Source organism: Collimonas fungivorans (assembly GCF_028292705.1).
GTDB classification, from domain to species: Bacteria; Pseudomonadota; Gammaproteobacteria; order Burkholderiales; family Burkholderiaceae_D; genus Collimonas; species Collimonas fungivorans_B.
On the sequence record NZ_JAQGLV010000351.1, the window covers coordinates 1 to 3,367 of the forward strand.

Sequence of the window (3,367 nt, forward strand, 5' to 3'; positions counted from 1 at the left end):
TCCGGCGGCCCGTTCCTGCACCGGGCCGTGGAGACGCTGGAGTCGGTCACCCCGGAGGAGGCGGTTGCCCATCCGAACTGGGTCATGGGGCGCAAGATTTCGGTCGATTCCGCGACCATGATGAACAAGGGCCTGGAAGTGATCGAGGCGCACTGGCTGTTCGGCGCCGCCGCCAGCCAGATCGAAGTAGTGATCCACCCGCAAAGCGTGATCCATTCCATGGTGTCTTACATCGACGGCTCGGTGCTGGCGCAGCTGGGCAATCCCGACATGCGCACCCCGATCGCCTATGCGCTGGCCTATCCGGAGCGGATCGCGTCCGGCGTCAGCCCGCTGGACCTGACCGTAGTGGGGCAGTTACAATTTACCCGTCCCGACCTGCAACGTTTTCCCTGCCTAAAACTCGCGTATGATGCATTGCAGGCAGGCGGTTCGGCTGCTGCAATATTGAACGCCGCGAATGAAGTGGCTGTCCAAGCTTTCCTAGATGGAAAAATCGGGTTTCGCATGATTGATCAACTGATAGCGCGCACCATGGATAAGTTGCCGCTGTGCGCAGTAAGCGATATCGATTTGTTGCTTGAGCAGGATCTTCTAGCGCGCCAGACGGTTCACTCTTTCCTGAACGCATAAATCGTACAAATGGCCCTCCTGCAAACCATCCTCGCATTTGTCGTCGCCCTTGGCTCCCTGGTCATCATCCACGAGCTTGGCCATTATGTGGTCGCGCGTTTGTGCGGGGTCAAGGTGCTGCGCTTTTCAGTGGGGATGGGCAAGATCGTTTTCTCGCGCAAATTCGGCCCCGACCAGACCGAATGGGCGCTTTCCATCCTGCCCCTGGGCGGCTACGTCAAGATGCTCGATGCGCGCGAGCAGGACGTAAGCGGCTTGTCGGCGCAGGAACTGAAGCGCGAATTCACCGGCCAGTCGGTATGGCGGCGCATGGCGATCGTGGCGGCCGGCCCGCTGGCCAATTTCGCCCTTGCCATTTTGCTATTTGCCGGCCTCTACATGCATGGCGAAATGGAGCCGACGCCGCGGGTACGCACCGTCGCCGAGCATACCGCGGCCTATCAGGCAGGCTTGCGCGGCACGGAACTGATTACCGCCGTCAACGGCGAGCCGGTCCAGACCTGGAACGAATTGCGCTGGAAAGTCATGCAGGCGGTGGTCGACAAGGCGCCGGTCCAGCTCGACGTCCGACGGTTAAATTCGGGGCCTGCGGGCAGCGGACTGCTCGATACAGTCAAGCTGTCGACCGAGGGGCTGGGCGCCAAGGACCTGGAAGGCGATTATCTCGGCAAACTGGGCATCAAGCTGGCGCTCGGCAAGCCGATCCTGGGCAAAGTCGATCCCGCTGGACCTGCCATGAAAGCGGGTTTGCTGGTCGGCGACCAGATCACGGCGATCAATGGCGCGCCGATAGCTGACAGCACGGCTTTCATTGCCACGGTAGGCGCCTCGGCGGGCAAGCCTTTGACGCTGACAGGGTTGCGAAATGGCAATATCTTTACTGCGGATGTCACGCCGGAAGCGCAGTCGTCGAAGGACGGAACGATAGGCCGGATCAAGGTCGAATTGTCGTCCACGATGCCGGAGATGGTGCTGTCCAGCAGCCCGCCGCTGCAAGCACTTGCCAAAGGGGCAAAACGGACCTGGGACAGCAGTGTCCTGACCCTGAAAATGCTGGGTAAAATGATTGTCGGCGAGCTTTCTTGGAAGAATATCACTGGCCCGATCACGATTGCCGACTATGCCGGCCAGACCGCGCGCATCGGCGCATTCAGCTACCTGAGCTTTATTGCCTTCATCAGCATCAGCCTGGGCGTCATGAATTTGCTGCCCATTCCAGTGCTAGACGGCGGCCATTTGCTGTATTATTCGCTGGAAGTTTTGACTGGACGTCCCATTCCCGAGCGAGTTGGTGCTATTGCACAGCGCGCGGGCATTGGTATTCTGATGACGTTGATGATGGTCGCCATGTTTAACGACATCGTTCGGCTCATATTTTAAGTTCTCTCTCTTGTCTGACAATCGTGGCAGGCAAGGACATTGATAAAAAACGATCGCTAATGAAATTACATTCTGAGCACTTCCCTTTGTCGATTCTTCCCCGTCGTTTGATTGCTGCCGCCGCCTTTGCCCTGTGTTCGGGCCAAGCACTGGCGGTGCAACCGTTTGTGGTCAAGGATATCCGCATTGAAGGTATTCAACGTACCGAGGCCGGCACCGTTTTCAGCTACCTGCCGGTGCGCGTAGGCGAAACCTTCACCGATGAAAAAGGCACGGCGGCGATCAAGGCGCTGTACGCGACCGGTTTCTTCAAGGATGTCCGGGTTGAGTCCGAAGGCGATGTGCTGGTGGTCATGGTGGAAGAGCGGCCATCGATTGCCGGCGTCGATTTTTCCGGCATCAAGGAATTCGATAAAGACCAGCTGACCAAGGCCCTGAAGGAAATCGGCGTCGGCGAATCGCGCATTTTCGACAAGGCCCAGGTTGACCGCGCCGAGCAGGAACTGAAGAAGCAATACCTGTCGCGCGGCCTGTACGGCATGAAGGTGACGACTACGGTGACGCCGATCGAGCGCAACCGGGTCAATGTGACGTTTGCGGTGGATGAAGGCGAAGTTTCGCGCATCAAGGAAATCCGTTTCGTCGGCAACAAGGAGTTTTCCGACGGCAAGCTGCGCGACCAGATCAAGCTGCGTTCGCCGGGCTGGTTTACCTGGTACACCAAGGCTGACCAGTATGCAAAAGAGAAATTGTCGGGCGATATCGAAACCCTGCGTTCGTATTACCTGAACCGCGGTTATATCGAGATGCAGGTGGAATCGACCCAGGTCTCCATCACTCCGGACAAGAAAGACATTTACATCACCATCAATATCAACGAAGGTGAAAAATACACCGTTTCCGATATCAAGATGGAAGGCGAGATGTTTGGCCGCGAGGACGAACTGCGGGCCTTGATGGAGCTGAAAAAAGGCGAAGTATTCAACGGCGAAAAGCTCAACAACAGCACCAAGAAGATGTCGGAGCGGCTGGGCAATTTCGGTTATGCGTTCGCCAACGTCAACGCCAATCCGGAGCTGAACCGCGACAAGAAAGAAGTCGCATTCACTATCATGGTCGACCCTGGCAAGCGCGTCTACGTGCGCCATATCAACGTTGCCGGCAACACCAAGACGCGCGACGAAGTGGTGCGCCGCGAATTCCGCCAGTTCGAGGATTCCTGGTACGACGGTTCGAAGATCAAGCTGTCGCGCGACCGGGTTGACCGTCTGGGCTACTTCAAGGACGTCGGCATCGAAACGCCGGAAGTGCCGAACACTTCCGACCAGGTCGACATCAACATGGCGGTCACTGA

The 3,367-nt window shown here is 57.6% G+C and carries 2 protein-coding genes and 1 pseudogene; all 3 read left to right on the top strand.

Going from position 1 to position 3,367, the window contains the following annotated elements:
* Nucleotides 1-633: pseudogene (locus tag JWQ61_RS19620) on the top strand (1-deoxy-D-xylulose-5-phosphate reductoisomerase); the annotation flags it as partial.
* Between the two features lie 9 nt (nt 634-642).
* Nucleotides 643-2,013 carry an RIP metalloprotease RseP gene (gene rseP / locus JWQ61_RS19625; RefSeq protein ID WP_304361983.1) on the top strand — a complete coding sequence of 457 codons (1,371 nt, stop codon included), beginning with the start codon at nt 643-645 and terminating at the stop codon, nt 2,011-2,013.
* Between the two features lie 59 nt (nt 2,014-2,072).
* On the top strand, nt 2,073-3,367 hold a 1,295-nt coding region (bamA, locus tag JWQ61_RS19630), incomplete at its 3' end, for an outer membrane protein assembly factor BamA (RefSeq protein WP_304361984.1).